This window comes from Pantoea sp. FN0307 (assembly GCF_050113815.1).
Lineage (GTDB): Bacteria > Pseudomonadota > Gammaproteobacteria > Enterobacterales > Enterobacteriaceae > Mixta > Mixta alhagi.
Window position 1 is genome coordinate 210,723 of sequence record NZ_JBNJSO010000002.1, and the last position, 24,826, is coordinate 235,548.

The following is a 24,826-nucleotide window of genomic DNA, read 5'->3' on the forward strand; positions in this document are numbered from 1 at the left end:
TACTATAACAACGGATACCGGCGGAGGCGAGCAGTGGCTGCGCCAGAAGTATTAACGCGCAGAAATATCATTAGTACGCAAATTAGTAAGTTATGTCCGTTATAGAGTTTGTTAATTATGCCGATATTTATAGAGAACAATAAGAATTCACCATGATCTTCAGACGAAGGAACGCAGAATGTATTATTTTATGGAAACTATCTTATGTTGAAAAATATATCGTTGCGTACAGCATTAATTTTCCTGCTAACAACAGTCACGCTGCTGTTGCTTATCGTCAGCGTTATTGGGCTTAGCGCGGTGCAAAAATCAAATGATTTTCTTGAGGAAATTGATTATATCGACAGCGAGATCATCAGTCCGCTTTATCAGCATAACAGTAATCTGTTTCGCGCACGTGCCACGGCGGCGACGGCGTTTTACCAACTCAGCAATAATCAACGGGCGGAAGCAGAAAAAAATATTACCCGCGTGATCGGTTATATCCGACAAGCGCAAAAAGCGATGGACAGGGTCATTGCCAGTCATATCGATACAGAAAACGGCAAAGAGCTATTTACGTCGCTTGAAGCCAGCTATCAACGTTACAGACAACAAGGCATCGACCCTTTATTACAGGCGCTGGAAAATAAAGACGCCAGTGCTTATTACCAGCTGGTAGGAAATGTGCTTACCTCTTCTACCGGCGGCTATCAACAGGCGTTTGATGCCTTCGCGCAGGACGCTAATCAAATCAGCAATATGCGCCTGGAGCAGGCGAAACTGAATGAGCAGGTAATGCAGATCAGTATTATCGTCTGCTGCCTGTTAACCCTGACGCTGCTGGTTATCGCATGGATGACATTAAAAGCGGTGCTGCTTAAACCATTGAATCAGGCGGTTGAACAGCTGGAACATATCGCCATCGGCGATCTGACGCAGCCGATACCGGATGCGGGCCGCAATGAACTGGGGCGCTTACTTGAAGCGATGAGAAAAATGCAACAGGGACTGCTTGATTCCGTTAGCCAGGTGATGGAAGCCTCGTTACAAATCGATGTGGGTAGTCGTGAACTTTCGTTAGGCAATCTCAACCTGTCACAGCGCACAGAAGAGTCGGCGGCCTCGCTGAAGCAAACGGCGGACAGCATTGAAAAATTAACCCTGACGGTGAAACAGAACGCTGACAATGCCTTGCAGGCGCATCAGCTGGCGCGCAATGTTTCCACTACTGCCGAAACGGGTGCTGAAGAGGTCAGCAGCGTTACCGGCAAGATGCAGGAAATAGCTGAAAGCGCCAACCATATCGCTGATATTTTGGGCGTTATTGACGGCATTGCTTTCCAGACCAATATTTTGGCATTGAACGCCTCGGTGGAGGCGGCGCGCGCTGGGGAGCAGGGGCGCGGCTTCGCCGTGGTGGCGAGTGAAGTGCGCAACCTGGCGCAGCGCAGCGCAGGAGCGGCAAAAGAGATCCGTCAGTTAATTGGCGAGTCGCAAGGTCGGGTGAAAGAGGGGAGCGACATGGCGCAGCGCGCCGGCGCAACCATAAATGCTATCGCGACCGAAGTGAAACATGTTACCGCCCTGATGAGAGAGATTTCTGACGCATCGCTGGAGCAAAGCCACGATATCGAGCAGATCAATCAGGCGGTGAGTCAGATGGATGAAGTGGCGCAGCAAAATGCCGCATTAGTCGAGCAGGCCACAGCGGCCACGCAGTCGCTGGAAGAGCAGTCGCGTCAGCTGGTAAGTAGCATGTCGCAGTTTCGGGTAAGTATAGCGAAATAAGCGCAGCAGGCAGGCGCATCGGGCCATAATGAAAAAGGCCGCCCGAATCATGGGCGGCCTTGTTTATCTTTTAAGCCTGATGATCGTCTGGATATTCACGCATAAAGCGCTCGACATCTTCAACCATCGCATCGTTACCGACAAAGAAGGGGCAACGCTGATGCAACGCTTCCGGCTGTAGATCAAGGATACGGTTTTTACCGTCGCTGGCTTTACCGCCTGCCTGTTCGGCGAGGAAGGCCATCGGGTTGCACTCGTACAGCAGGCGCAGCTTACCGCTGGGGTGGCTGGCGGTGCTGGGATAGAGATAGATGCCGCCCTTCAGCAGATTGCGGTGAAAATCCGCTACCAAAGAGCCGATATAACGCGAGGTATAAGGACGATGTGTCGCTTTATCCTCTTCCTGACAGAACTTCAGGTACTTCTTCACGCCCTGCGGGAAGCGAATATAGTTGCCTTCGTTAATGGAGTAGGTATAGCCCTTCTCCGGGAAGGTCATACGCTCCTGACTCAGACAAAATACGCCCAACGACGGATCGTAGGTAAAGGCATGTACGCCGCAGCCCGTGGTATAAACCAGCATGGTTGAGGAGCCGTAAACCACGTAACCTGCAGCCACCTGCTTATTGCCTGGCTGCATAAAGTCCGCTTCGGTCACTGGCGTACCGGGTGGTGTCACGCGACGATAAATAGAGAAAATCGTACCGACCGACACGTTGACATCGATATTCGACGAGCCATCCAGCGGGTCCATTAAAACCACATATTTACCATTTTCCACGCCTTCGAAGATAACGATTTCGTCCTCTTCTTCAGACGCGATGCCGGCTACGATGCCGCGCGCTTTTAACGCCGCCTTGAGTTTTTCGTTGGCGAACAGGTCGAGCTTCATCTGCTGCTCGCCCTGAACGTTTTCAACGCCGCTGGCGCCCAGAATATCAACCAGCCCGGCTTTATTAATATCGCGATGGATAATTTTAGCACCGAGCTTAATAGCGGAGATCAGCGCCGTCAGTTCACCTGTGGCATGCGGAAAGTCGTGTTGCTTCTCGACGATGAATTCGCCTAATGTTTTCATAACACAATCCCTGAATCTACGATGGAGTAGCAGCATAGGGTACAAAGCTGCAACGTATGCCATCGCAGTTTAACGGAATGAACCGCAAAGACCATAGGTCAAATCCGTTTCTTCCCGCGCTGCTCGGCGCTACACTGTGCCCCGAACTTTTTCGAAAACGGATCTTTTATGCGTATTCATATCCTGGGTATCTGTGGCACTTTTATGGGCGGGCTGGCGATGCTGGCGCGTGCGATGGGCCATGAAGTCACCGGCTCTGACGCCAACGTTTATCCGCCCATGAGCGTGCTGCTGGAGAATCAAGGCATTGATTTGATTCAGGGTTACGACGCCAGTCAGCTCGATCCCGCGCCCGATTTAGTCATTATCGGCAACGCAATGACGCGGGGCAACGCCTGCGTTGAAGCGGTGCTTGAGCGCAATATTCCCTATATGTCCGGACCGCAGTGGCTGCATGATTTTGTGCTGCGCGACCGCTGGGTGATCGCCGTTGCGGGAACCCATGGGAAAACCACCACCGCAGGCATGACAGCGTGGATTTTACAGGCTTGCGGGCTGGAACCGGGGTTTGTTATTGGCGGCGTGCCGGGAAATTTCTCGGTATCGGCAACTTTAGGAAAAAGCCCATTCTTCGTGATTGAGGCTGACGAATATGACTGCGCCTTTTTTGATAAGCGCTCCAAGTTTGTTCATTACTGCCCGCGCACGCTGATTTTGAACAACCTCGAATTCGATCACGCCGATATTTTTGACGATCTGCGCGCAATTCAGAAGCAGTTCCATCACTTAGTCCGTATCGTGCCGGGTCAGGGCAAAATTTTGCTGCCGGAGCACGATACCAACCTGAAACAGGTAATGGCGATGGGATGCTGGAGCGAGCAGGAAACGGTGGGTGAGAACGGCCGCTGGCAGGCGAAAAAAGTGACGGCGGACGCTTCATGTTGGGAAGCCTGGCTGGATGGCGAACGCGTTGCGGAAGTGAACTGGTCGCTGGTGGGCGAACACAACATGCATAACGGCCTGATGGCTATTGCCGCTGCGCGACACGTTGGCGTGAAGCCGGAAGATGCCGGACGCGCGCTGGATGAATTTATCAACGCGCGTCGGCGTCTGGAACTGCGCGGCGAAGCCAGCGGCATTAAAGTCTATGACGACTTCGCTCATCATCCTACGGCGATTCTGGCGACGCTGGCTGCGCTGCGCAGCAAAGTAGGTGGCACCGCCCGTATCCTTGCCGTGCTGGAGCCACGCTCGAACACCATGAAGCTGGGGGTCAGCAAAGATGACCTCGCGCCTGCTCTGGGGCGTGCCGATGAAGTCTTTCTTTTCCAGCCGCATCATATTCCCTGGCAGGTAGCAGAAGTGGCGGATGCCTGCATCCAGCCCGCTTTCTGGAGCGCTGATGTTGATGCCCTGGTAGAGATGATCGCCAAACATGCGCATCCGGGCGATACCATTCTGGTAATGAGCAACGGCGGCTTTGGCGGTATTCATCAGAAACTGCTGGATCGCTTAGCAAAATAACGGAACGTCAAGCGCAAACCGCATCATTAACGGTGGGAAGTCAGCGTTACGCTCAGTGTGGAGAGCGTAACGCTGTTGCTGCGGGGCACGACAACTTACGCGCTTTCAGCCAGTTCGCGCAGATACTGGAAGATCTGACGATACGACTTTGGCGGTTTGTTGGCGGCCTTTTCTTTTTGCGCGTTGCGGATCATGCTGCGTAGCTGCTGGCGATCGGCATGTGGATAGAGGTTAAGCACCTCAGGCATTGCGTCATCGCCCTGTTCGACTAAACGGTCGCGCATCGCTTCCAGCTTATGGAACAGTGCAATCTGCTGGTTATGCCGGTTCTTCAGCTTATCCAGCGCCTGGTAGATCGGATCGGGATCGCGCGCGCGCAGCAGCTTGCCAATCAGCTGCATTTGACGGCGTCGGCCCTCTTTCTTGATGCGTTGCGCCAGCTCGATCGCGTCGCGCAGCTCTTCATCCAGCGGCAGGCGATCAAGAGAGTTTTTCCCCAGATCGACCATCTCCGCACCGAGTCGCTTTAGCTCCTCGGCATCACGTTTAATCTCACTCTTACTGACCCAGATAATCTCTTCATCTTCTTCTTCTTGATTATCCGGTACGTCGTCGAGCCACTCTTCGGGGTGTTTCGTCATTATCAGGCTCCTGAAAAAGAGGCTAATGCTATCAGGTTACGCGGCTACTGCGAAATTGTTCTCTGACTCTGTTAGACTCCAGATAAGGATACAACTCACGCGTTGCCTTGCAATGTCTGGCTCAGCAGGACCCGCCGGCGCAGGCAGACCGTACTCATCATATTATGGTAGATCAATGAAAATACTCACTCAGGTTGCAGAACAACGTAAAGTGCTGGAGCAGGCGGTAGCCCAGGCGCTGGAGCTGGCGAAAGCAGGTACCGACGGCGCTGAGGTAGCGGTCAGTAAAACCACGGGTATTGGCGTCAGTACCCGTTATGGTGAGGTAGAAAACGTTGAGTTTAACAGCGATGGCGCGCTGGGCATTACTGTCTACTACCAAAACCGCAAGGGAAGCGCCTCTTCCACCGATCTCAGCAGTGACGCAATCAAACGCACCGTACAGGCAGCGGTAGATATCGCCCGTTACACCTCGCCCGATCCCTATGCCGGGATGGCCGATCGCGAGCTGCTGGCCTTTGACGCGCCGGATCTCGATCTTTTCCACCCGTGGGAGATCGATCCTGACAAAGCGATCGAGCTGGCGGCGCGTGCGGAGCAGGCTTCGCTGCAGGCGGATAAACGTATTACCAATACCGAAGGCGGCAGCTTCAACAGTCACGTCGGGATTAAAGTCTTTGGCAACAGTCACGGTATGCTGCAAAGCTATTGCTCCAGCCGCCACTCGCTCTCCAGCTGCGTGATCGCCGAAGCGGAAGGGGATATGGAACGTGATTACGCCTATACCATTGGCCGCGCATTAGACGATCTTCAGTCGCCAGAGTGGGTTGGGCAAGAGTGCGCACGCCGTACTCTGTCACGCCTGGCACCGCGCAAGCTGCCAACCATGAAGGCACCGGTCATTTTCGCCCCGGAAGTCGCAACTGGCCTGTTTGGTCACCTGGTTGGCGCAATCAGCGGCAGCAGCGTCTATCGTAAATCCACCTTCCTGCTTGATGCGCTGGGCACCCAGATCCTGCCGGAATGGCTGACCATTGAAGAAAAGCCGCATCTGTTAAAAGGGCTGGCTTCCACGCCGTTTGATAGCGAGGGCGTACGCACTCAGGATCGTGAGATCGTCAAGGCGGGCGTGCTACAAACCTGGCTGCTGACCAGCTACGCGGCGCGTAAGCTGGGGCTGCAAAGCACCGGTCATGCGGGCGGCATCCATAACTGGCGTATCGCGGGTCAGGGCAGCAGCTTTGACGATCTGCTTAAACAGATGGGCAAGGGTTTGGTTGTCACTGAGCTGATGGGGCAGGGCGTAAGCGGCATCACCGGTGACTATTCACGCGGCGCAGCGGGATTCTGGGTTGAGAATGGCGAAATTCAGTATCCGGTAAGCGAGATTACCATTGCCGGCAACCTGAAAGATATGTGGCGTAATATTGTGACCGTAGGCAACGATATTGAAGCACGTAGTAATATCCAGTGCGGCTCCGTGCTGCTGCCGGAAATGAGCATCGCCGGACAATAATGGAATAAATATAAAAACCGGGTGCGCTGGCGTATCCGGTTTTTGTAATCAGCACCATAAAATGCCTCTTTTTAACCTATTACTAAATAATGGGTGCCAACTCACATTTCCTCACCATTTTTTATTCATAACTTTTTCTTATTTATAAAAAAATAGGGCGTTTCCCTCTTTTTCGTTCCCGCTGTTTATTTCTGACTGTTGCGTAAATTCGCGCTATTCCCTGCATGAAATGGGTTTCTTTTCCCCTTATTTTGCACAGAATAACTTTTTTGCGACTTTGCGCAGCGGATGCGCTGTTATTTCCACTTCGTGGCGGAAAAATTCGGGCTACAAACCCACCGGCGATAGCGCTACTTTGTTTTCAACGCGAAACAAATGGACCTTCAGGCAATCAGGAGTGGGAAAGGTGAATAACAGTGCGGTGCAAAAGCCGGTCAGCGATGCAGAAATAGATGCGCTTGCCGAACAGGTAAAAAAACAAATAGACCAGATCTTTGCCGCAGAGGCTATTCATGCCAATGCGGTACAGCAACAGATGCTGGCTTCCCACGTACGCGCTATGGCGCTGCGCTCATTAACCGGTGAGCCGCTGCCAGAAGTTGAAGCGGAACTGTTTGAGGATATCTCTCCTGAATCAATGCGGCTGGCACAGCAGGTCGTGGATCTGTTTGGCAACCTGCCACGTGAAGAGACGTGGCTGCTTTCGGTTCATTTCGAAGTAGCGAAATCAAATTAATCAACGGCAGGCCGAGGCCAGCCAGCAGTTAGCAACCCAACAGAAGGAACGCAATATGGTAACCGTAGTGATTGGCGATCGTTTAGGTAAAGGACAAAAAGTTGCGGCCGGGATCGAAAAAGCGGGCGGGCGTGCGGTAGTGGTGCCTGGCGTCGCGGCGGATATGAAACTGGGCGATGTGATGAAGGCGGAAAACGCCGACTTCGGCATCTCTTTTTGCGGCAGCGGCGGTGCAGGCGCGATCACGGCGCAAAACAAATATGGCTATAAGGCCAAACACGGCATGCGCTCGATAGATGAAGGCGTGACGGCGATTAACGAAGGCGCCAACGTACTGGGATTTGGCTTTATGGATAAAGAGGAACTGGGCGAGAAGCTGGTGCTGGCCTGGAATAAAAAATACGGCAGCTAAACATGAAACAGCAATTCACCACTTCGGTTCTGGTCAGCGGCAAAGGCGATACGCAAAGCAGAGCTTTTGCCGATGCGCTCAGCCATGTGCAGCACAAGGTGCTGCAGTCCACCCAGAAAGTTTTGCTGCGCATCGAGCCACAGGACGTAAAGGTTATTCGTGCGCAGCAAAGCGTCAGAAAAGAGAAGTTTCTGTTCTTTTTTCTGCCGCGTGAACGACGGAGCTACAGCGTGGAGCTGGAAATTACCGTCAACGTGACCGTGATTGATACCGACAAGGTGGAATTTACGATCGCGCAATAAAAACGTTAGGCGATAAGACATAAGGAAAAACTGATGTTTTTAATTATTTTGCTTAAGTCGCTGGTGATTGGGGGGCTGGTCGGCGTGGGCGTCGGCGCAGGTGCCGCGCGCATGTTCCATGCGCCAACCTCTCAGGGCATGGGCGCATTTCGAACACTGGGCGAACTTAACTCCTGTGAAGGCGATCCTGCCTCTCACTTCTCCTTTGGCCTCGGCTTCTTCTTTAACGCATGGGCCTCCTCGGTGGCCGCCGGTTCTTTTACGCAGGATGTTGATCATCGCATTATCCCTAACTGGGGCGCGGCCGCGCTCATGATCAAAAACCGCAACGTCGCTGAAACGCTACACGACCCGAAAAAAATGGCGATTGCCTGCGGCCTTATCGGCATGTTTGTGGTGGCCTTCCTGAACTCAACCGCTTCGGCGGTGCCGGAAGCGCTACAGGTCACGGCAGTTAAGGTATTGGTTCCGGCCGCTAATTTGCTGGTGAATACGGTCATGCCGGTGATCTTCTGGCTGGCAGCGATTGATGCCGGAAAAAAATCAGGCTTTTGGGCCACGATTTTCGGCGGGCTGGCACAGCTGATTATGGGCAACGCCGTGCCAGGCCTGGTGCTGGGCATTCTGATTGGCAAAGGCGTGGAAGAAAGCGGCTGGAACAAAGTCACCAAAGTCATGATGGTCTCGATTGTTCTGCTGTTTGTGCTGAGCGGTTTCTTCCGCGGCTTCGATATCAAACTGCTGGAATCATTCCATGCGGGCGTGCCGGGCTGGCTTGAGATGATCCATAACAGCCTGAGCGGCAAATAACCGGGAGCATACGATGAACGAGACTAAAAGTGGATTTTGGTACGCCGACTGGTCCTTCCCGATCTTTGTTGGCCTGCTTTCCGCCGGTGTATTCGCCGGTACCCATATGTATTACCTGTATGGCATCGGCGCCTTTAACGAAGTTGCCTTTGTTTCCATGCTGCGCGCCGGGATGGAAACCGGCGCCTATGGCGCGGTAGCCGCCTTTGGCGCCAGCTTTCTGTTTGCACGCATTATCGAAGGCTCGCTGGTGGGCATTCTGGATATCGGCGGTGCGATTCAGACCGGCGTTGGGCTGGGCGTTCCGGCACTGTTGCTGGGCGCAGGCATTATCTTTCCGGTGGCGAACTTTGCCGCTTCGCTGGCGACCGGCCTGATTATCGGTGTGGCGATTGGCTACGTCATTATTCTGGCGCGTAAATTCACCATCAACCAGAGCGACTCTACTTACGGTGCAGATGTGATGATGGGAGCAGGCAACACCTCCGGGCGCTTCCTCGGGCCGTTAATTATCCTCTCTGCGATGGGTGCCTCTATTCCTATCGGTCTCGGTTCGCTGATCGGCGCGCTGCTGTTTTACCTGTGGAATAAGCCGATTACCGGCGGCGCGATCCTTGGCGCAATGGTGCTGGGCGCTATTTTTCCGGTGGCGCTGTAAACCACAGCGGGCTTGCTGCCCAGGCCGGCCCGCCAGAAGGAGTTGTTATGTTCGATTTGATTATTCGTCGCGCCCGTCTGGTGGATGAGCGGCTGGTCGATATCGCTATCCAGGACGGGAAAATTGCCGCCATTGGTGAGGTAACCGCGCCAGCAAAAGATGAGCGGCTACTGGATGGCAGTGTTTATCTCAGCGCAGGCTGGATTGATTCGCACGTTCACTGTTATCCCAAATCACCGATTTATTATGATGAGGCGGACAGCATCGGCGTCGCGACTGGCGTGACCACCGTGGTGGATGCGGGCAGCACCGGCGCGGATGATGTCGACGATCTCCGGCAGCTAACCCGTGAAGCGCGAACGCAGGTCTATGCGCTGCTTAATATCGCCCGTACCGGCATCGTCACGCAAAACGAGCTGGCCGATCTTAGCCAGATCGATAAGCCCGCCGTGCACGCTGCGCTACAGCGCCTGCCTGGTTTTATTGTCGGCATCAAGGCGCGTATCAGCAGCAGCGTGGTGGGAGAAAACGGCATCCGGCCGCTGCAGCTGGCAAAAGAGATCCAGCAGGAGAATGGTGATCTGCCGCTGATGGTGCATATCGGCAATAACCCGCCGAATCTGGACGATATCGCCGGGCTGCTGACCGCAGGGGACATTATTACCCACTGCTATAACGGCAAGCCGAACCGCATTTTGACGCCAGAAGGCGAGCTGCGACAGGCGGTGAAAAAAGCGCTGCAGCGTGGCGTACGGCTGGATGTCGGCCACGGCAGCGCCAGCTTCAGCTTTGAAGTAGCGCGGCGCGCCATCGCGCAGGGCATTCTGCCCGATACCATCAGCTCTGATATTTATTGCCGTAATCGGATCGAGGGACCAGTGAAGAGCCTGGCGCACGTTATGTCGAAGTTTCTCAGTATTGGCATGACGCTGCCGCAGATAATCGACTGTGTGACCTGGAAAGCGGCAGAGGGGCTGCGTCTGGCGCATAAAGGGCGACTGGAACCCGGTTTCGATGCCGATCTTACCCTGTTTACGCTGAGCCACGAGGCGCGCCCGCTGCAGGATTCAGAAGGCGAAACCGTACAGGGAGCGCAGCATTTCACCCCGCTGGCGGCGGTCGTTGCTGGTCAGTGGATGGTTACCGATGAAGGGAAAGCAAAAAATGTCTTCAATTTATGAGAAATATCATCTGAAACAGGTGATCAACGCCTCCGGGCGTATGACGATTCTTGGCGTCTCCACGCCATCGGCAGACGTAGTGGATACAGTGAAATATGGCCTGAACCACTATTTTGAAATGAAGGATCTGGTGGATAAAACCGGTGCCTGGATCGCCAGACTACTCGGTGCGGAAAATGCGCTGGTGGTCTCCTGTGCTTCTGCGGGGATCGCCCAGTCGGTAGCGGCGGTGATTGTGAAGGATAACGCCTGGCTACTGGAGAATTTGCACGCCGCGCCGCTTACGGTGCCGCACGATATCGTGTTGCCAAAAGGACATAACGTTAACTTTGGCGCGCCGGTGGGCACCATGGTGGCGCTGGGCGGCGGTCGTCTGGTAGAGGCAGGATATGCCAATGAATGCTCCGCAGAGCAGCTTTCTGCGGCGATAACGCCCCAAACGGCAGCCATTTTGTATATCAAATCACATCACTGCGTGCAGAAAAGCCATCTGAGCGTGGAGCAGGCGGCAGTGGTGGCGCGTAAACATAATGTCCCGCTGATTGTTGATGCGGCAGCGGAAGAAGATCTCCAGCGCTACTACCAGTGCGGTGCGGATCTGGTGATCTACAGCGGCGCAAAAGCGATCGAAGGGCCGACCAGCGGCCTGGTGGTCGGGAAACAGCAGTATGTTGAGTGGGTTAAGCGCCAGTCATCAGGCATTGGTCGGGCGATGAAAGTGGGAAAAGAGGGCATTCTTGGCCTGACGCAGGCCATCGAAAACTATCTGACGCAGGAAAAAGAGAGCGGTGCGCAGATGGTTGAAAAAATGACGCCTTTTATCGACAACCTGAACACGCTGAATGGCGTTAACGCCCGGGTGGTCTGGGATGCCGCCGGACGCGATATTGCCCGTGCCGAGATCCATTTTGACGAGGCGGCTATCGGACAGACCACCGGCGAGCTGGTACAGGCGCTGAAAAATGGCGCGGTCGCAATCTATTTTCGTGGCTACAAGGCCAATGAAGGCATCGTTGAAGCTGACGTACGCAGCGTAACGCCGGCGCAGCTGAACACCATTTATCTGAGCATTAAAGCTTTACTTACAGGAGAGAAACAAGCATGACGCTGACGCCAAACTTTTATCACCACCGGGTTTGCCTGAACGTTCTGGCAGGATCAAAAGATAACGCCCGGGCCATTTGGCAGGCGGCCGAAGGCCATGTGCTGGTTGGCGTATTATCGAAAAATTACGCCAGCGTGGAGCGTGCCGTCGACGATATGCGTCAGTATGCCGCGCTGATTGATAATGCGCTTTCCGTTGGGCTGGGCGCGGGCGACCCGCGTCAGTCGGCGATGGTCAGCGAGATCTCTGGTGAAGTACAGCCGCAGCATGTTAATCAGGTATTTACCGGCGTAGCAACCAGCCGCGCGCTGCTGGGGCAGCAACAAACCGTGGTCAACGGCCTGGTATCGCCCACCGGAACGCCGGGGAAAGTTAAAATTTCCACCGGACCACTCAGCGCCCAGGCGCCAGATGCGATCGTGCCGGTTGAAACCGCCATCGCCATGCTGAAAGATATGGGCGGCAGCTCGATAAAATATTTCCCTATGGGCGGCCTGAAGGCGAGAGATGAGTTTACTGCAGTGGCGCAGGCCTGTGCCGAGCACGATTTCTGGCTGGAGCCGACCGGCGGTATCGATCTGGACAACTATGAGGCGATTTTACAGATTGCGCTGGATGCGGGCGTCAGCAAAATTATTCCGCATATTTACAGTTCTATTATCGATCAAGGCTCTGGCGATACGCGACCTGAAGATGTCAAAACGCTACTGGCGATAACCAAAAGGCTGGTGGGCTAACGCCCGGCAGGAGCAGCGCAACGGCATACTGATTCAGGATAATCTTATGCGAAAACAGCTGATTGTCGCCTTATCTGTGGCATTGTTTGGCGTTGCGCCGCTGGCTGCGGCAACCCCTTTTGCGTTTACAGGAACTTATCAGCCGCACGGGACGCTGACCCTGATCGAGCGTCTCCGGACGCGTAGCGACTTGACGCTGTCCGAAGATGGCAAAACGCGCTATGTGCTTAACCAGCACAGCGACAACCTTACGCGTTTTTATATTGATAGCAGCAGCGGAATGCTGCGTTTTAGTGATGACTACACTGCCATTGGTGCGCCGTTCCAGATGGTGATTGTGCCATGATGATACGTTAATTTACGTAGCCAACAGGGGGAGAGCTGCCGTGAGATTTCCGAACCAGCGACTGGCTCAATTATTTGATACGTTGCAAAAAGAGACGCTGCCGCAGGATGAGCTGGCGCGCCGTTTTGCGGTTTCCACGCGCACGGTGCGTACCGATATTAATATGCTTAACGAGATGCTGGCCGATCACGGTGCGCTGTTTGTGCTCTGTCGCGGCGAAGGCTATCAGCTGCGTATTCTCGATCCGGTGCGCTATCAGCGCCTGACGCAGCAGTCGCCGGCGCATTTGCGCATTCCCCGTACCTCAACAGAGCGCATTCATTATCTGCTGACGCGTTTTCTGACGTCGGCCTGGGCGATCAAGCTCGAAGATCTGGCGGAAGAGTGGTTTGTCAGCCGCGCCACGCTGCAAAGCGATATGGCGGAAGTCAGGGAGTGGCTCAGCCGCTATCAGCTTACCATTGAGGCGCGCCCGCGCTACGGCATGAAGCTGTTCGGCAGTGAAATGGCGATTCGTACCTGCCTGACCGATCTGCTCTATCAGATTGCGCAGGAAAATAGTGAAAACCCGCTTTTGCAGATGGAAGCGCTCAACAGCGGTGTGCTGCTGACGCTTCAGCCGCTGCTGTTGCAGTGCTTTGCGCGTTTTAATATCCGTATGACCGACGAGGGCGAACTTTACCTGCGTCTTTACTGTGCCGTTGCGGTGCGCCGCATCAGCGAAGGCTATCCGCTTTCCGATTTCAGCGCCGATGAGGTGGAGAGCGATGTGCAGGCGGCGGCGCGCCATATCATTAACCTGATGCGCCCGATTACCGGTAAAGTTATTGCGCCTGCAGAAGAGGCCTGGCTGCGTCTGAATATCGCCGCCCGACGGGTAGAAGAGATTGCGCCCAGCGCTATCAGCGCCGACGACGGCGATTCGCTGGTGAATTACATCCTTAGCTATATCAACACCCACTACAACTATAACCTGCAAAACGACCAGCAGCTGCGTGCCGATCTGCTTACGCATATCAAAACCATGATCACCCGCGTCCGCTATCAAATCACTATTCCCAATCCGCTGTTAACCAATATCAAGCAGCACTATCCGATGGCGTATGACGTGACGCTGGCGGCCGTTTCCAGCTGGAGTAAATATACGCCGTATGTGATCAGTGAAAATGAGATCGGTTTTCTGGTGCTGCATATCGGCGTTGGCCTGGAGCGTCACTATAACGTGGGCTATCAGCGTCATCCTCAAGTCATGCTGGTATGCGATACCGGCAATTCAACCGTACGCATGATTCAGGCGATGCTGCTGCGTAAATATCCCCAAATCGTTGTCACGCGCATCATTTCGCTGCGTGAATATGAGATGCAGGAGAGTATTGAAGAGGATTTTGTTATCTCCACCGTGCGGTTAAGCGAGAAGGGCAAGCCAATAGTGGTGATGTCACCTTTCCCCACCGATTATCAACTGGAGCAGCTGGGAAAACAGGTGCTGGTGGATCGCACGAAACCTTACATGCTGGAGCGATTTTTCGACGCGCGTCACTTTTGCATTATCGATCGGCCGATGGAGCAGGCACAGCTGTTTCGCCAGCTGTGCCAGCAGCTGGAGCAGGAGGGCTTCGTGGACGCGAGCTTTTATCCTTCCGTTGAGGAGCGCGAAGCGATTCTCAGTACCATGCTGGGCGAGGGGATTGCGCTGCCGCACTCGCTGGGCCTGCTGGCGAAAAAAAGCGTGGTCTATACCGTATTAGCGCCGCAGGGCATCATCTGGGGAGAAGAAACCGCCTATGTGATTTTCCTGTTAGCCATCAGCAAGGATGACTATGAAGAGGCGATGGCGATCTACGATCTGTTTGTGACCTTTATGCGCGAGCGCGCCATGACGCGCCTGCGCGACAGCAGCGACTTCGCCAGCTTTAAAAGCGTGGCGCTGGACTGTTTAAGTCGCCTGTAAGCGATACCTGTTCAGCCCTGTTTGCCGCGATATAAAGCAAAAACCCCGCCGAAGCGGGGTTTTATAAAGAGTGAAGCTGACCGGTAAGCCGGGTTCTGTCTTGGACAGTCATTCATCTAGGCCAGCAATCGCTCACTGGCTCAAGCAGCCTACCCGGGTTCAGTACGGGCCGTACCTTGTGAACCCCTATTTGGCCTTGCTCCGGGTGGAGTTTACCGTGCCACGAACTGTTGCCAGACGCGCGGTGCGCTCTTACCGCACCCTTTCACCCTTACCTGTGCTCACGAATGAGCCATCGGCGGTTTGCTCTCTGTTGCACTGGTCGTAGGCTTGCGCCTCCCAGGCGTTACCTGGCACCCTGCCCTATGGAGCCCGGACTTTCCTCCCCTCTGCCCGTCTCCCCCGAAAGGGGACGGCGACAAAGCGGCGACTGTCTGGTCAGCTTCGGCGCGGATAATAGGGCATTCTGAACGTTTTGTCATCCTTCTTGCTGTTCGAGTGCATATTTATACAGCGCGTTCTTTTTCACGCCGTGAATTTCCGCCGTCAGCGCCGCCGCTTTTTTTAACGGCAGCTCTTTTTGCAGCAGCGCCAGGGTGCGCAATGCTTCGATCGGCAGCGCCTCTTCATCGGCATGATGCCCTTCGACAACCAGCACCATTTCGCCTTTACGCCGGTTCTCATCCTCTTCAATCCACGCCAGCAGCTCCGCTACCGGCGCACCGTGAATCGATTCCCAGGTTTTGGTGATCTCACGCGCCAGCACCACATAGCGATCTGCCCCCAGTTCGCTGATCATATCGCGCAGGCTATCAAGCAGACGATGGGTTGATTCATAAAAAATCAGCGTACGTGGTTCCTGAGCCAGAGCGCGTAGCGTATCGCAACGCGCTTTGCTTTTGGCCGGTAAAAAGCCTTCATAACAAAAGCGGTCGGAGGGCAAACCGGCAGCGCTCAGCGCGGCGATCGCGGCGCAGGCACCCGGCAGCGGTACCACGCGGATACCGGCTTCGCGACAGCGGCGCACCAGATGATAGCCGGGATCGTTGATTAATGGCGTACCGGCGTCGGAGACCAGCGCTATGCTCTGGCCTTCCTGCAGTTTCGTCAGCAACAGCTCCGCTTTTTGCTGCTCATTATGATCGTGTAATGCGAACAGTCGCGCATTGATGGCGAAATGTTGTAGCAACAGTCCGGTATGACGTGTATCTTCCGCAGCCACCAGATCGACGCTTGTAAGCACCGCCAGCGCCCGCTGGGTGATGTCGCCCAGATTGCCTATTGGGGTGGGTACAATATAGAGCGTGCTGGCAGAAATCTCTGCCCGATCGTGTTGTTTCATTGTTTCATCCGAATTGCCGATTTAATATTGAGCATCCTGAAAAAAACTTACTGGATACAGTATGCTTCCTTCAAAAGTCGTTCGAAAAAAAGCAGGGCGCTTTGTGCCTGTTCTCCTGGCTGGGCTGATCTTAGCAGCCTGTACCGGCCAGACGCCGCAGGCTCCCTCGGTAAATATTCAGGGACCGGCAACGGGCACATCCAGCTACTACCTGCAGCAGGTGCAGCAAAGCCCAGATGATAACAAGGCTGACTGGCAATTACTTGCGATACGTGCACTGCTTAACGAAGGGAAGTATCCCCAGGCATACCAGCAAATTAATCAGCTGCCGCAGCAGCTGAGCGACACGCAGCGTCAGGAGCTACAGTTGCTTACCGCCCAGCTGCGTCTTGGCAATCAGGATATCCCCAGCGCGCAGGCGATACTGGCGAAGCTTGATCCCTCAATCCTGTCGAAAGATCAGCAGCAACGCTACTACGGCCTGAAAATTGCCGCTAACCAGGGACGACCGTCGTTGGATCTGGTGCGCATGCTGATTGCGCAGGAGCCGCTGTTAACCGACAAAGCGCATCAGGATAATATCGATGCCACCTGGCAGACGCTGACGCAGCTGCCGCCAGAGGAGATGAACAGCCTGGCGATTAACGCGGATGAAAATACGCTGCAGGGCTGGCTCGATCTGCTCAACGTGTACAAGGCGAATCGTACCGAGCCCGATATGCTGAAAGCGGGGATTAGCGACTGGCAGATACGCTACCCGCAAAACCCGGCGGCAAAAACGCTGCCTACGGCGCTCGGCCAGGTGCAGAACTTCCAGCCCGCCTCCACTAATAAAATCGCGCTGCTGCTGCCGCTGAGCGGCCAGGCGCAGGTTTTTGCCAGCGCAATCCAGAAAGGTTTTAACGATGCGAAAAACGGCCTGCTGAATGCACCACCGGCGCCTGCCGTTGGCAGTGCGCAAAATCCGGTTGCGTTATCCAACGATGGCGCGCAGAGCGCTGAACCGGCAGCCGGCGATGCTGCAACGCAGAACGCAGATGCGGTTGTCAGTCCCTCCGCCGCGCCTGGCGACAGCGCAGCCAGCACCGAAACAGCACCGCCTGCCGCGCAGCCTGCGGCCAGCGTCACCACCGCCCCGGCCAGCAACGCCGAGGTAAAAGTGTATGACACCAGCTCGCAGCCGATTCAGCAGGTATTGGCGCAGGCGCAGCAGGATGGCGCGACACTGGTGATTGGGCCGTTGCTGAAGGATAAGGTGCAGCAGCTGGCGGATTCCTCCACGCCGTTGAATGTGCTGGCGCTTAATGAGCCGGAAAAAATCCAGAACCATCCGAATCTTTGCTACTTTGCGCTTTCTCCTGAAGACGAGGCGCGAGATGCTGCGCATCATATCTGGCAACAGGGCAAACGCATGCCGTTATTGCTGGTGCCGCGTAGCTCGCTGGGCGATCGCGTCAGCAAAGCATTTGCACAGGAGTGGCAAACGCTGGGCGGCGGTACGGTGCAGCAGCAGGGGTTCGGCTCCTCAGCTGAGCTGAAGCAGGGCATCAACAGCGGCGCAGGCATCAGCCTGAGCGGTACGCCGGTGACGCCAGCGGCAAGCGAACCGCAGGGCATTACTATTGCTGGCCTGACGATCCCGGCACCACAGAGCAGCACGCAGCCTGAGGCTACAGCCAGCGGCGGCGCGGTGGATGCGGTTTATATCGTGGCCACTCAGAGCGAACTGCAACTGATTAAGCCGATGATCGCCATGCGCATCAGCAGCCGCAACAATGTTGCGCTCTATGCCAGCTCGCGCAGCTTCCAGGCCGGTGCCGGTCCTGATTTCCGTCTGGAAATGGAAGGGCTACAGTTTAGCGACATTCCGCTGCTGTCGGGCGCGAATCCAGGGCTGATGCAGCAGGCAGCGCGCAGCTTTAATAATGATTACTCGCTGGTTCGCCTGTATGCGATGGGCATTGATGCCTGGACGCTGGCTAACCACTTTAGCGAAATGCGTCAGATGCCCGGTTTCCGTATTGATGGCAACACCGGTCAATTGAGCGCCACGGATGATTGCGTTATCAACAGGAAGTTGACATGGAGCCAGTATCGTCAGGGGCAGGTGGTCCCGGCCAGCTAAGCCGTCAGCAACAAGGCGCGCGCTATGAACGCATAGCGCGCCGTTATCTGGAGCAGGCGGGGTTGGTATTTGTCGCCGCCAACGTGCGATATCGTGTTGGCGAGCTGGATTTAATTATGCGTGACGGGCGACAGTGGGTGTTTGTCGAGGTACGCTATCGTCGCGACGCGCATTTTGGCGGCGCGGCCGTCAGCGTAACCTGGCGCAAGCAGCAAAAACTGTTACGCAGCGCCGCCCTGTGGCTGGCGGCGCGCAACGCCAGTTTTGATACGGTAGAGTGTCGTTTCGACATCGTCGCCATTACCGGGCAGCAGCTAACCTGGCTGCCCGATGCGTTTCAAGCCCACATTTAGAACCAGGTGGTAGTGTGCTGGAAAGAATAAAAGCCTGTTTTACGGAAAGTATACAGACCCAGATAGCCGCTGCGGAGGCGTTACCCGATGCCATTTCCCGTGCGGCAATGACCATAGTGCAATCGCTGTTGAACGGCAACAAGATCCTCTGCTGCGGCAACGGCACTTCGGCGGCAAATGCCCAGCATTTTGCCGCCAGCATGATTAACCGTTATGAAGCAGAGCGTCCCAGCCTGCCGGCGCTGGCACTAAGCGCGGACAATATCCTGCTGACGGCGATTGGCGACGATCGTCTGCACGTCGAGGTTTATGCTAAACAGGTCCGGGCGTTAGGCCAGACGGGGGACGTGCTGCTGGCGATCTCTACGCGTGGCAACAGTCGCGATATCGTTAAGGCGGTAGAAGCGGCGGTCACACGCGATATGACCATCATTGCCCTGACCGGCTATGATGGCGGCGAGCTGGCTGGACTGCTGGGCCCGCAGGATGTGGAGATCCGCATTCCATCACACAGAAGCGCCAGGATTCATGAAATGCATATGCTTACCGTGAACTGCCTGTGTGATTTGATCGATAACACTCTGTTTCCTCATCAGGAATAAACAAGGAGATGTAATGAAGGCATTATCTGCACTGGCAGTGATCTTTGCTGCCCTGTTATTACAGGGCTGTGCCGCCGTTGTGGTGGGCAGCGCGGCGGTAGCGACCAAAAGCGCAACCGATCCGCGTACCGTAGGAACCCAGGTAGATGACAGTACGCTAGAGCTGCGCGTCAGCAACGCGCTGGCGAAAGATCAGCAAATCAAGAAAGAGGCGCATATCGTGGCCACCGCTTATCAGGGCAAAGTGCTGCTGACCGGTCAGGCGCCGAGCGCGGAATTAGCCGATCGCGCGAAGCAGATCACCATGGGGGTTGATGGCGCAGCGGAAGTGTATAACGAAATTCGTCAGGGGCCGAAAGTGACGCTGGGTACCGCCTCTTCCGATACCTGGATCACCACCAAAGTACGTTCACAGCTGCTGGGCAGCGATCAGGTGAAATCTTCCAATGTGAAGGTCACCACTGAAAATGGCGAAGTGTTCCTGCTGGGTCTGGTAACCCAGAGAGAAGCCAGCGCGGCGGCGGATATCGCCAGCCGGGTAAGTGGCGTGAAGCATGTCACTACCGCTTTTACCATTCTGAAATAATCTTGCCGGGGCGGTGTTAGCGTCGCCCCAACTTTCTGCTTAACTCATCAAATCCACTATCAGCGCGCGCAGTGGCGTTTGCGCCTTCAGGCGAATGCTGGTTTCATCGCAGATAAAAGCGCCATCGCCGCAGCCCAACGCTTCCTGTTCGCCATTTGCCGACATCGCCTGAAATTCACCATGAATCGACTGTAGCCAGGCGCGCGAGCCTTGCAGCGGCTGATGCCATTCCTGACCAGGTTCCAGCGTGATCTGATGGATCCAGACCTGCTGGCGCACCTGCAGGCTGCTGTTCTCGCCATCGGGCGAGGCGAGCAGCTGGTGGGGTTGATTTAACGCCAGCGGCAGCTGCTGCACCACGGGATTTTCACGTTGCGGACAAGCGTCCAGCCAGAGCTGAATCCGGGTCAGCGGCGCATCGCGGTTCACGTTTTGCTCGCTCCAGGTGACGCCAGGCTGCGTCGCCAGCAGCAGAGCATCGCCTGCGCTGGCGCGGCAATAATTGCCTTCACTATCGCGATATTCCGCTTCGCCCTGCAGGATCAGGTTAAGGATATCCACGCGTGGATAAGTGCGCGGCTGGAAGGCGGCGCCGGGCGCGAGGACTTCCTGATTCAGTACCCGCAACGAGGCATAACCCAGAAGTTTTGGATCAAAATAGTGGCCAAAGGAAAATGTATAACGCGCCTGCAGCCAGCCGTAATCGGCCTGACCGCACTGTTTCGCAGTACGTGGTTTCATCATTGTAGATTACCTCTCCAGCGCTGGTTTATATCGCCAGGTCATCTGTCAGGTTTCTATGGTAAATATCTGGACGGCGGATTGTTAGCCAGTTAATCTGCCAGGCATATTCAAAATTACTGACAGAGACGTGTTATGGCAAAAGATCGGGCCCTGACTTTGGAAGCACTACGCGTGATGGACGCTATCGATCGGCGCGGCAGCTTTGCTGCAGCGGCTGACGAACTGGGCCGCGTACCTTCCGCCCTCAGCTACACCATGCAAAAACTGGAAGAAGAGTTAGATGTGGTGTTGTTCGATCGCTCTGGCCACCGCACTAAATTCACTAACGTAGGGCGTATGCTACTGGAGCGCGGGCGGGTGTTGCTGGAAGCAGCCGATAAACTCACCACCGATGCGGAAGCGCTGGCGCGTGGCTGGGAAACTCATCTCACCATCGTTACCGAGGCGCTGGTGCCTACTGAAACGTTATTTCCGCTGGTGGAAAAGCTATCGGAAAAAGCGAATACGCAAATGTCGTTAATTACCGAGGTGCTGGCAGGTGCCTGGGAACGGCTGGAGCAGGGACGGGCCGATATTGTTGTGGCGCCGGATCTGCACTTTCGTGCCTCCGCCGAGATCAACACCCGCAAACTCTATAGCATTATGAGCGTGATTGTCGCCAGCCCGGATCATCCGATTCATCAGGAACCGGAGCCGCTTTCTGAAACAACACGCGTGAAATATCGCGGGATTGCGGTAGCGGATACCGCCCGTGAAAGGCCGGTGCTGACGGTACAGCTGCTGGATAAGCAGCAGCGCCTGACGCTCAGCAGCATGGATGATAAGCGCCGCGCCTTGCTGGCGGGCTTAGGTGTGGCAAGCATGCCTTATCCGCTGGTGGAGCAGGATATCGCCGAAGGCCGTCTGCGCGTGGTTAGCCCTGAAACCACCAGTGAAATTGATATTATCATGGCCTGGCGGCGCGACAGCATGGGCGAGGCTAAAGCCTGGTGCCTGCGTGAAATCCCGCGCCTGCTGGCCAAAAAAGGGTAACCAGAGCGCCTCGCGAAATAGTTACCCCGAAAATCGCCATCTGGCAGGCGAGCGGTCATTAACCTTACCCCAGTTGCCAGTCAGGAAAAGCGTTCGTCGCGCCCGTGCGGCTCATCCCAGTCAAAAGCGGGCCCTGTGGAGATCACGCCGCTGGGGTTAATGGTTTTATGACTGCAATAGTAGTGATGGCGGATATGTTGCAGGTTAACCGTCCCGGCAATGCCCGGCATCTGCCAGATATCGCGTAAAAAGCCGTTCAGATTGAGATAGTCGCCGATACGATGCCTGTCGCATTTAAAATGGGTAACGTACACCGGATCGAAGCGCACCAGCGTGGTCCACAACCGAAGATCCGCTTCGGTAAGCTGATTTCCGGTCAGCCAGCGATGCTGACCCAGGATCTGCTCCAGACGATTTAACGAGCGAAACAGCGCCTCTACAGCTTCGTCATACGCTGCCTGTGAAGTGGCAAAACCCGATTTATAGACGCCATTATTCACCGTATCGTAGATCCAGCCGTTCAGCTCATCGATCTCCGCACGCAGTTCAACGGGATAGTAATCCCCGGCGCGTGCGCCGACAGCGTCAAAAGCGGTGTTAAACATACGGATAATATCGGCAGATTCATTGCTGACAATGGTCTGCTGCTGTTTATCCCACAGCACGGGCACCGTTACCCGACCGCTATAGTCTGCATCGGCATGCTGATAAAGCTGATAAAGAAAGTCATGCTGATAAAGCGTATCGCCGGTGGCCGCCGGGAAATCGGTAGCGAACGTCCAGCCATTTTCCAGCATCAGCGGATGTACCACCGAAACGGAAATCATCTGCTCCAGCCCTTTTAACTGACGCATCAACAGCGTGCGATGCGCCCACGGGCAGGCAAGGGATACATAGAGATGATAGCGATCGCGCTCGGCAGTAAATCCCGCTTTTCCCGTTGGTCCCGCGCTACCATCAGCGGTAACCCAGTTACGAAACGCGGACTCGGAGCGCTTAAAGCGGCCGCCGTTTGATTTAGTGTCGTACCAGGTATCCTGCCAGACGCCATCAACCAGTTGTCCCATAAAGCCTCCAAAATCAAAGGGGCGAGAATGCACCATTCTCGCCCGTTGAGAGTTAAGTATAGCCAGCGCTTACCACTTTTTACCAGGCAGGCGGTCGATGCTGTAAGCGCCCGGACCGCTGAGCCCCAGCAGCAGGAAGCCACCCGCGATCGACAGGTTTTTCATGAACATAATTGCATTAACGCCCTCAGCGAAATTGCTGTGGAACAGGAAAGCGGTCAACACCGTAAAAACTGCGGTAAACAGTGCGGTAAAGCGCGTGAGAAAACCGATCAGAATTGCCAGCCCACCGCCCAGCTCAAGCAGGATAACCAACGGCAGAATAAACGCCGGTACGCCCATCGCCTGCATATACTGCGCGGTACCATCATAGCCAGTGACTTTACCCCAGCCAGACACGATAAACAGGATCGGCAGTAGAATCCGTGCTACCAGCAGGCCAATATCTTCGAATTTTTTCATGATGTTTCCCAGCGTTGTTTTTTCTCAGGCCAAAAGCGCCTGAGCAAGTATTTAGTGTGATTGCAGGCGATTACGCGCTGCTCTCGGTAACTGAGGAGGATAATAAGTGGGCGGGGAAAGATTTGTAAGCAAGATAAACTGTCAAAGAGGTTCAATAAAATTGATATTGATTGCCTGCGGGTCGGCAGGCAATCAAAGGAAGCGCTATTTCTTACGCGGCAGATTGGATTTTATCAGTCGCAAGGTGCTCCATAAGCCCAGACCACGCTTCGCCCAACGCATCAAAAAGTTGGGGTTACGTACCGACCAGATCGCTAATGCACTGCTACCGATAGCCAGATAGCTACGCAGACTAAGCAGCGTCATCCAACCGCGATCGTAACGGGCGGTTTCCAACAGCCATTCACGGCGCGCCAGACTAAGATCGAGGCGCTGCTGGTGAATAGTTATTAGCAGATCCGCTTTACGTCGTTCACGGTCAGCACGCGTCATGGGTGGCGGTCCTCCAACATTTGACGGTCAGAAGAGAGCTCTTTCCGTGTATGGTGAAGCAGCGTGGATTTACGTGACTTACGTAGCGTCCAGAGGCCAAAAAACAGCGCCAGCACAAACAGAACGCAAGTTGTAATACCAATGACCATCAGGCGATACTGTGCGTCAACCGCCCAGATAATCAACACCATCAGGCTCATCAGACCAAACGCGGTAAACAGCATAGTCAGGCCAATCATCAACAGCATCTGTATCAGATTAGCCTTTTCCTCTTCCAGCTCGACCACAGCAAGGCGTACACGGGTTTCTACCATGCTAACCAGCGTAGTGACGAGACGCTGTCCGATGTTTATGACCCCTTTGCCCGGGCCGTGGCTCTGCTGAGAATCGGCCATAATTAACGACGCGAAATCAGCATGCCGATGGCCAGCCCGATGGCTGCGCCAATCCCTACGCCGTGCCAGGGATTTTCACGCACGTAATCATCAGCGTGGCTCACCGCTTCACGGGTTGTCTGCGACAGGCGGTCGCCGGTTTCACCGAGACGCAGGCGCGACTCATCCAGCGCGGCACGCGCTTTGCTACGCAGTTTATCCATTTCTGATTTTGATTTATCGGTGGAATGGCTAAGCACTTCTTCCAGCGTATCCGCCAGATTCTTTAGCTCGGCGCGCAGGTGTTCTGACGTAGTATCTTTTGACATGAAACACTCCTTTATTCTCAGGCAATGTACGCTGTAAATGGGTTACCAGGGAGCAGACTGAAGCGCTTTAAGCTCTTCGCGTTCTTCCTGTAATTTTCGTTGGCGTTTAGCGATTTTTTCCTTATCGCCATCTTCTTCGGCATCTTTTAAATCTTGCTCTCGCTCTGCCACTTCCCGCTTTTTCGCGTTGATGTTTTCCTGATGAGCCGCTTTGAGCTTTTCATCAGTGCAGCTGGCGCGGACTTCCGTCAGAGCGCGCTCAAGACCGTTCACCCGGCGTTGATTATCATGTTGTTTAGCAACTGCGATCTCATGCTCAATGTTTTTCTCTTTCTGCAAACAGAGTACGCCAGCGGCGTGGGTAAAGCCGGAAAGGGAAAAAAGAGCCAGAAAAAGCGAGGTACGAAATTTCATCCGATCATGACCTTCCATTGTTAAATTCAGCCGTTTCCTGTGAACGGTAAAGATGCAGCAGCTATAAGGCTGGCAGCCATGCCGCCTCATAACCTTTTGTAAGAATAGACACTCTTTCCGGAAAGCTCAAAAGTGTT

General features: G+C 54.8%; 28 protein-coding genes and 1 other RNA gene. 18 read left to right on the forward strand and 11 right to left on the reverse strand.

Going from position 1 to position 24,826, the window contains the following annotated elements; genetic code table 11:
* Positions 1–204: 204 nt before the first annotated feature.
* Positions 205–1,770 carry a methyl-accepting chemotaxis protein gene (locus ACQE3Z_RS08450; protein ID WP_426973285.1) on the forward strand — a complete coding sequence of 522 codons (1,566 nt, stop codon included), beginning with the start codon at positions 205–207 and terminating at the stop codon, positions 1,768–1,770.
* Between the two features lie 70 nt (positions 1,771–1,840).
* Here ACQE3Z_RS08450 and fbp read toward each other — a convergent pair whose 3' ends face one another.
* The gene (gene fbp, locus ACQE3Z_RS08455) at positions 1,841–2,848 is read right to left on the reverse strand and encodes a class 1 fructose-bisphosphatase (RefSeq protein WP_426973286.1); all 1,008 of its coding nucleotides are present in this window, start codon (positions 2,846–2,848) and stop codon (positions 1,841–1,843) included.
* 168 nt (positions 2,849–3,016) lie between these two features.
* Between fbp and mpl the strand changes: the two genes are divergently transcribed.
* Positions 3,017–4,372, forward strand: coding sequence for a UDP-N-acetylmuramate:L-alanyl-gamma-D-glutamyl-meso-diaminopimelate ligase (mpl, locus tag ACQE3Z_RS08460; protein ID WP_426973288.1), 1,356 nt, complete (start codon positions 3,017–3,019; stop codon positions 4,370–4,372).
* Between the two features lie 95 nt (positions 4,373–4,467).
* Here mpl and yjgA read toward each other — a convergent pair whose 3' ends face one another.
* Positions 4,468–5,013, reverse strand: a complete 546-nt coding sequence (gene yjgA, locus ACQE3Z_RS08465; RefSeq protein WP_085069914.1) for a ribosome biogenesis factor YjgA — start codon at positions 5,011–5,013, stop codon at positions 4,468–4,470.
* Positions 5,014–5,188: 175 nt separating this feature from the next.
* On the opposite strand from yjgA, the gene pmbA reads away from it, so the two are divergent.
* From pmbA to ACQE3Z_RS08520, 11 genes are all read left to right on the forward strand, one after another.
* On the forward strand, positions 5,189–6,529 hold the full coding sequence (pmbA, locus tag ACQE3Z_RS08470) for a metalloprotease PmbA (protein WP_426973289.1): 1,341 nt from the start codon (positions 5,189–5,191) through the stop codon (positions 6,527–6,529).
* Positions 6,530–6,935: 406 nt separating this feature from the next.
* Positions 6,936–7,265 carry a glycine dehydrogenase gene (locus ACQE3Z_RS08475; RefSeq protein ID WP_426973291.1) on the forward strand — a complete coding sequence of 110 codons (330 nt, stop codon included), beginning with the start codon at positions 6,936–6,938 and terminating at the stop codon, positions 7,263–7,265.
* 55 nt (positions 7,266–7,320) lie between these two features.
* Entirely contained in the window at positions 7,321–7,677 is a 357-nt protein-coding gene (locus ACQE3Z_RS08480) for an SFCGS family glycine-rich protein (protein ID WP_085069919.1), read from the forward strand.
* 2 nt (positions 7,678–7,679) lie between these two features.
* Positions 7,680–7,979, forward strand: coding sequence for a DUF4312 family protein (locus ACQE3Z_RS08485; protein ID WP_250650944.1), 300 nt, complete (start codon positions 7,680–7,682; stop codon positions 7,977–7,979).
* A gap of 33 nt (positions 7,980–8,012) precedes the next feature.
* On the forward strand, positions 8,013–8,789 hold the full coding sequence (locus tag ACQE3Z_RS08490) for a DUF4311 domain-containing protein (protein WP_085069922.1): 777 nt from the start codon (positions 8,013–8,015) through the stop codon (positions 8,787–8,789).
* 13 nt (positions 8,790–8,802) lie between these two features.
* Complete coding sequence (locus tag ACQE3Z_RS08495; RefSeq protein ID WP_426973293.1) at positions 8,803–9,447, forward strand: DUF4310 family protein; 645 nt, start codon at positions 8,803–8,805, stop codon at positions 9,445–9,447.
* A gap of 47 nt (positions 9,448–9,494) precedes the next feature.
* Positions 9,495–10,628, forward strand: coding sequence for an amidohydrolase/deacetylase family metallohydrolase (locus ACQE3Z_RS08500; protein ID WP_426973294.1), 1,134 nt, complete (start codon positions 9,495–9,497; stop codon positions 10,626–10,628).
* Positions 10,612–11,733, forward strand: a complete 1,122-nt coding sequence (locus ACQE3Z_RS08505) for a DgaE family pyridoxal phosphate-dependent ammonia lyase (protein WP_426973296.1) — start codon at positions 10,612–10,614, stop codon at positions 11,731–11,733. The genes ACQE3Z_RS08500 and ACQE3Z_RS08505 overlap by 17 nt, the downstream gene beginning before the upstream one ends.
* A complete protein-coding gene (dagF, locus tag ACQE3Z_RS08510) occupies positions 11,730–12,470 on the forward strand; it encodes a 2-dehydro-3-deoxy-phosphogluconate aldolase (protein WP_426973298.1) in 741 nt (246 codons plus the stop codon). Before ACQE3Z_RS08505 ends, dagF begins: the two co-directional genes overlap by 4 nt.
* Positions 12,471–12,516: 46 nt before the next feature.
* Positions 12,517–12,816, forward strand: coding sequence for a beta-propeller fold lactonase family protein (locus ACQE3Z_RS08515; RefSeq protein WP_426973299.1), 300 nt, complete (start codon positions 12,517–12,519; stop codon positions 12,814–12,816).
* 40 nt (positions 12,817–12,856) lie between these two features.
* Positions 12,857–14,767 (forward strand): BglG family transcription antiterminator, encoded by a 1,911-nt coding sequence (locus ACQE3Z_RS08520; protein WP_426973300.1) that lies wholly within the window; start codon positions 12,857–12,859, stop codon positions 14,765–14,767.
* A gap of 68 nt (positions 14,768–14,835) precedes the next feature.
* Here the strand turns inward: ACQE3Z_RS08520 and rnpB are convergent.
* Together rnpB and rsmI are read right to left on the reverse strand one after the other, a co-directional pair.
* Positions 14,836–15,213: RNase P RNA component class A (gene rnpB, locus ACQE3Z_RS08525), an RNA gene on the reverse strand.
* Between the two features lie 32 nt (positions 15,214–15,245).
* A complete protein-coding gene (gene rsmI, locus ACQE3Z_RS08530) occupies positions 15,246–16,109 on the reverse strand; it encodes a 16S rRNA (cytidine(1402)-2'-O)-methyltransferase (RefSeq protein ID WP_426973302.1) in 864 nt (287 codons plus the stop codon).
* Between the two features lie 61 nt (positions 16,110–16,170).
* Here rsmI and ACQE3Z_RS08535 point away from each other — a divergent pair, with 61 nt between their 5' ends.
* From ACQE3Z_RS08535 to dolP, 4 genes are read left to right on the forward strand one after another with little or no spacing between them, the layout of a single operon-like run.
* Positions 16,171–18,234, forward strand: coding sequence for a penicillin-binding protein activator (locus ACQE3Z_RS08535; protein ID WP_426973303.1), 2,064 nt, complete (start codon positions 16,171–16,173; stop codon positions 18,232–18,234).
* On the forward strand, positions 18,192–18,587 hold the full coding sequence (locus ACQE3Z_RS08540; RefSeq protein WP_250650936.1) for a YraN family protein: 396 nt from the start codon (positions 18,192–18,194) through the stop codon (positions 18,585–18,587). Before ACQE3Z_RS08535 ends, ACQE3Z_RS08540 begins: the two co-directional genes overlap by 43 nt.
* 14 nt (positions 18,588–18,601) lie before the next feature.
* Positions 18,602–19,189 (forward strand): DnaA initiator-associating protein DiaA, encoded by a 588-nt coding sequence (gene diaA / locus ACQE3Z_RS08545; RefSeq protein WP_426973305.1) that lies wholly within the window; start codon positions 18,602–18,604, stop codon positions 19,187–19,189.
* 13 nt (positions 19,190–19,202) lie between these two features.
* Positions 19,203–19,775: a division/outer membrane stress-associated lipid-binding lipoprotein gene (dolP, locus tag ACQE3Z_RS08550; protein WP_426973306.1), complete on the forward strand. Its 573-nt coding sequence runs from the start codon at positions 19,203–19,205 to the stop codon at positions 19,773–19,775.
* A gap of 39 nt (positions 19,776–19,814) precedes the next feature.
* Here dolP and ACQE3Z_RS08555 read toward each other — a convergent pair whose 3' ends face one another.
* The gene (locus tag ACQE3Z_RS08555) at positions 19,815–20,519 is read right to left on the reverse strand and encodes a pirin family protein (RefSeq protein WP_426973308.1); all 705 of its coding nucleotides are present in this window, start codon (positions 20,517–20,519) and stop codon (positions 19,815–19,817) included.
* A 132-nt stretch (positions 20,520–20,651) separates the two neighbouring features.
* Between ACQE3Z_RS08555 and ACQE3Z_RS08560 the strand changes: the two genes are divergently transcribed.
* Positions 20,652–21,551 (forward strand): LysR family transcriptional regulator, encoded by a 900-nt coding sequence (locus ACQE3Z_RS08560; RefSeq protein WP_085069943.1) that lies wholly within the window; start codon positions 20,652–20,654, stop codon positions 21,549–21,551.
* A gap of 80 nt (positions 21,552–21,631) precedes the next feature.
* Here ACQE3Z_RS08560 and ACQE3Z_RS08565 read toward each other — a convergent pair whose 3' ends face one another.
* From ACQE3Z_RS08565 to ACQE3Z_RS08590, 6 genes are all read right to left on the reverse strand, one after another.
* Positions 21,632–22,618 (reverse strand): glutathione S-transferase family protein, encoded by a 987-nt coding sequence (locus ACQE3Z_RS08565; RefSeq protein ID WP_426973310.1) that lies wholly within the window; start codon positions 22,616–22,618, stop codon positions 21,632–21,634.
* Positions 22,619–22,687: 69 nt separating this feature from the next.
* Positions 22,688–23,080 (reverse strand): DoxX family protein, encoded by a 393-nt coding sequence (locus ACQE3Z_RS08570; RefSeq protein WP_426973312.1) that lies wholly within the window; start codon positions 23,078–23,080, stop codon positions 22,688–22,690.
* 204 nt (positions 23,081–23,284) lie between these two features.
* A complete protein-coding gene (locus ACQE3Z_RS08575) occupies positions 23,285–23,572 on the reverse strand; it encodes a YqjK-like family protein (protein WP_426973313.1) in 288 nt (95 codons plus the stop codon).
* Positions 23,569–23,967, reverse strand: coding sequence for a phage holin family protein (locus ACQE3Z_RS08580; protein ID WP_250650930.1), 399 nt, complete (start codon positions 23,965–23,967; stop codon positions 23,569–23,571). The genes ACQE3Z_RS08575 and ACQE3Z_RS08580 overlap by 4 nt, the downstream gene beginning before the upstream one ends.
* 2 nt (positions 23,968–23,969) lie before the next feature.
* Positions 23,970–24,275 (reverse strand): DUF883 family protein, encoded by a 306-nt coding sequence (locus ACQE3Z_RS08585; protein WP_085069951.1) that lies wholly within the window; start codon positions 24,273–24,275, stop codon positions 23,970–23,972.
* 42 nt (positions 24,276–24,317) lie between these two features.
* Positions 24,318–24,689, reverse strand: a complete 372-nt coding sequence (locus ACQE3Z_RS08590; RefSeq protein WP_157130164.1) for a DUF1090 domain-containing protein — start codon at positions 24,687–24,689, stop codon at positions 24,318–24,320.
* Positions 24,690–24,826: the final 137 nt, after the last annotated feature.

Bases quoted from the DNA above. Each gene is read 5' to 3' on its own strand.
- ACQE3Z_RS08450 (WP_426973285.1), top strand. From the start codon at position 205: ATGTTGAAAAATATATCGTTGCGTACAGCATTAATTTTCCTGCTAACA.
- fbp (WP_426973286.1), bottom strand. From the start codon at position 2,848: ATGAAAACATTAGGCGAATTCATCGTCGAGAAGCAACACGACTTTCCG.
- mpl (WP_426973288.1), top strand. From the start codon at position 3,017: ATGCGTATTCATATCCTGGGTATCTGTGGCACTTTTATGGGCGGGCTG.
- yjgA (WP_085069914.1), bottom strand. From the start codon at position 5,013: ATGACGAAACACCCCGAAGAGTGGCTCGACGACGTACCGGATAATCAA.
- pmbA (WP_426973289.1), top strand. From the start codon at position 5,189: ATGAAAATACTCACTCAGGTTGCAGAACAACGTAAAGTGCTGGAGCAG.
- ACQE3Z_RS08480 (WP_085069919.1), top strand. From the start codon at position 7,321: ATGGTAACCGTAGTGATTGGCGATCGTTTAGGTAAAGGACAAAAAGTT.
- ACQE3Z_RS08485 (WP_250650944.1), top strand. From the start codon at position 7,680: ATGAAACAGCAATTCACCACTTCGGTTCTGGTCAGCGGCAAAGGCGAT.
- ACQE3Z_RS08490 (WP_085069922.1), top strand. From the start codon at position 8,013: ATGTTTTTAATTATTTTGCTTAAGTCGCTGGTGATTGGGGGGCTGGTC.
- ACQE3Z_RS08495 (WP_426973293.1), top strand. From the start codon at position 8,803: ATGAACGAGACTAAAAGTGGATTTTGGTACGCCGACTGGTCCTTCCCG.
- ACQE3Z_RS08500 (WP_426973294.1), top strand. From the start codon at position 9,495: ATGTTCGATTTGATTATTCGTCGCGCCCGTCTGGTGGATGAGCGGCTG.
- ACQE3Z_RS08505 (WP_426973296.1), top strand. From the start codon at position 10,612: ATGTCTTCAATTTATGAGAAATATCATCTGAAACAGGTGATCAACGCC.
- dagF (WP_426973298.1), top strand. From the start codon at position 11,730: ATGACGCTGACGCCAAACTTTTATCACCACCGGGTTTGCCTGAACGTT.
- ACQE3Z_RS08515 (WP_426973299.1), top strand. From the start codon at position 12,517: ATGCGAAAACAGCTGATTGTCGCCTTATCTGTGGCATTGTTTGGCGTT.
- rsmI (WP_426973302.1), bottom strand. From the start codon at position 16,109: ATGAAACAACACGATCGGGCAGAGATTTCTGCCAGCACGCTCTATATT.
- ACQE3Z_RS08535 (WP_426973303.1), top strand. From the start codon at position 16,171: ATGCTTCCTTCAAAAGTCGTTCGAAAAAAAGCAGGGCGCTTTGTGCCT.
- ACQE3Z_RS08540 (WP_250650936.1), top strand. From the start codon at position 18,192: ATGGAGCCAGTATCGTCAGGGGCAGGTGGTCCCGGCCAGCTAAGCCGT.
- dolP (WP_426973306.1), top strand. From the start codon at position 19,203: ATGAAGGCATTATCTGCACTGGCAGTGATCTTTGCTGCCCTGTTATTA.
- ACQE3Z_RS08555 (WP_426973308.1), bottom strand. From the start codon at position 20,519: ATGATGAAACCACGTACTGCGAAACAGTGCGGTCAGGCCGATTACGGC.
- ACQE3Z_RS08560 (WP_085069943.1), top strand. From the start codon at position 20,652: ATGGCAAAAGATCGGGCCCTGACTTTGGAAGCACTACGCGTGATGGAC.
- ACQE3Z_RS08565 (WP_426973310.1), bottom strand. From the start codon at position 22,618: ATGGGACAACTGGTTGATGGCGTCTGGCAGGATACCTGGTACGACACT.
- ACQE3Z_RS08570 (WP_426973312.1), bottom strand. From the start codon at position 23,080: ATGAAAAAATTCGAAGATATTGGCCTGCTGGTAGCACGGATTCTACTG.
- ACQE3Z_RS08575 (WP_426973313.1), bottom strand. From the start codon at position 23,572: ATGACGCGTGCTGACCGTGAACGACGTAAAGCGGATCTGCTAATAACT.
- ACQE3Z_RS08580 (WP_250650930.1), bottom strand. From the start codon at position 23,967: ATGGCCGATTCTCAGCAGAGCCACGGCCCGGGCAAAGGGGTCATAAAC.
- ACQE3Z_RS08585 (WP_085069951.1), bottom strand. From the start codon at position 24,275: ATGTCAAAAGATACTACGTCAGAACACCTGCGCGCCGAGCTAAAGAAT.
- ACQE3Z_RS08590 (WP_157130164.1), bottom strand. From the start codon at position 24,689: ATGAAATTTCGTACCTCGCTTTTTCTGGCTCTTTTTTCCCTTTCCGGC.